The sequence below is a fragment of the Paracoccus sp. DMF genome (assembly GCF_004407025.1).
Taxonomy (GTDB): domain Bacteria; phylum Pseudomonadota; class Alphaproteobacteria; order Rhodobacterales; family Rhodobacteraceae; genus Paracoccus; species Paracoccus aminovorans_B.
This window is the reverse complement of sequence record NZ_SOKV02000135.1, coordinates 1-1,376: the sequence shown is the minus strand read 5'-3', so window position 1 is coordinate 1,376 and position 1,376 is coordinate 1. Positions and strand designations below refer to the sequence as shown.

Annotated in this window: 2 protein-coding genes and 1 pseudogene; 2 read left to right on the top strand and 1 reads right to left on the bottom strand. The window is 69.6% G+C overall.

All coding sequences use genetic code 11. From position 1 onward, the window contains the following. Positions 1-576: pseudogene (locus E3D03_RS20760) on the bottom strand (phage tail tape measure protein); the annotation flags it as partial. A gap of 70 nt (positions 577-646) precedes the next feature. Here E3D03_RS20760 and E3D03_RS20755 point away from each other — a divergent pair. Both E3D03_RS20755 and E3D03_RS20750 read left to right on the top strand, forming a co-directional pair. Next, complete coding sequence (locus E3D03_RS20755) at positions 647-859, top strand: AbrB/MazE/SpoVT family DNA-binding domain-containing protein (protein WP_036708314.1); 213 nt, start codon at positions 647-649, stop codon at positions 857-859. Beyond that, positions 859-1,239, top strand: a complete 381-nt coding sequence (locus tag E3D03_RS20750) for a type II toxin-antitoxin system VapC family toxin (RefSeq protein ID WP_036720047.1) — start codon at positions 859-861, stop codon at positions 1,237-1,239. The genes E3D03_RS20755 and E3D03_RS20750 overlap by 1 nt, the downstream gene beginning before the upstream one ends. The last annotated feature ends 137 nt before the right edge of the window (positions 1,240-1,376 follow it).

The following is a 1,376-nucleotide window of genomic DNA, read 5'->3' as shown; positions in this document are numbered from 1 at the left end:
CCGCGACATGGCGATGGAGCCTTCCTCGCCGAAGAGTTGCCCCGCGACCGCCGCGCGTTCGGCGACGGGCACGAAGCTCTCGATGGCGGCGTTGATCGCGCCCACGCGCTGGTCCAGCGGCAGGGCGATCAGCTCGTTGGCCGAAAGCCCGAGCCGGTCGAGCGCATCGGCGGCGGGACCGGTCCCGGCGGCCGCCTGGCTGAGACGGCGCGTCAGATCCTTCGTCGCCTGCTCGATGCCGGACATCGACACGCCCGCCAGTTCGCCCGCGCGCTCCAGCGTCTGGATCGAGGCCACGGTGGTGCCGAGCGACTGCGCCAGCTTCGCCTGCGCATCGACCGTCTGCAGGCCGGAGCGGATCATCGCCACGCCAGCGGCCGCTGCGGCTGCAACTGCGGCGGCGGCCGCGACCCGCACCCGGCGCGAGAAGGCCGCGAGCCGGGCGTTCGCAGCCTCCATCTCCCGGCTCAGCCGTCCGAAGCCGCGCGACCCGGCTTCGCCCACGCCCTCCAGTTCGGCGCGCACCTGCCGCCCGCCCACGGCCGCAAGGCGGACGCTGACGCGTTTCTCGGCCATCGGTCAGACTCCTTGCTTTCGCCGCATGGGCGTCTTACGTTTATACCATCGATCAAGTGAAGGTATGACCATGGCCGAGACCGCGACCCTGTCCTCGAAGTTCCAGATCTCGATTCCCAAGGCGATCCGGGCCGCCCAGCACTGGGAAGCCGGGTTGACCTTTGCCTTCATCCCGAAAGGCACGGGCGTCCTGCTTGTGCCGGTGCCCAAGCGGGAGGCGCTGAAGGGGCTCGCGCGCGGCGCGTCCGCTGCCGATTATCGCGACCGGACGGATCGGTTCTGATGATCCTCGTCGACACGTCGGCGTGGATCGAGTGGCTCATCGGCTCGCCGACCGGCGAGAAGCTGTCTGAACATCTGCCCGAACAGGCCGAGTGGCTCGTACCGACCATGGTCCAGCTCGAGCTGGCGAAATGGCTGACGCGCGAGGTCGGCGAGGACAAAGCCGATCAGGTGATCGCCTTCACGCAGGTCTGCCATGTGGTGCCGCTCGACACCGAGATCGCGCTGGCGGCGGCGGAGGCGTGCCGGGAGCACAAGCTTGCCACCGCCGACGCCATCATCTTCGCAACCGCCCGCGCGCAGGGCGCGACGCTCCTGACCTGCGACGCACATTTCGAGGGACTGCCCGGCGTCACGCTGATCGAGAAGATCAAGGCCTGACCCCCGGGCCGCCATTCGCGCTCAGCTCCTCGTTCAGCTTCCGGACCATCACCGCTTCGATGACGGGCAGCAGTTCGGCCATGGCGAGCGGCGGCACCCCGAGCGCGTCACCGAGCGCGAGCGCCGCCGACATGTCC

Excerpts from the sequence above, each read along its gene's own strand:
- E3D03_RS20755 (WP_036708314.1), top strand. The coding sequence starts at position 647 with ATGGCCGAGACCGCGACCCTGTCCTCGAAGTTCCAGATCTCGATTCCC.
- E3D03_RS20750 (WP_036720047.1), top strand. The coding sequence starts at position 859 with ATGATCCTCGTCGACACGTCGGCGTGGATCGAGTGGCTCATCGGCTCG.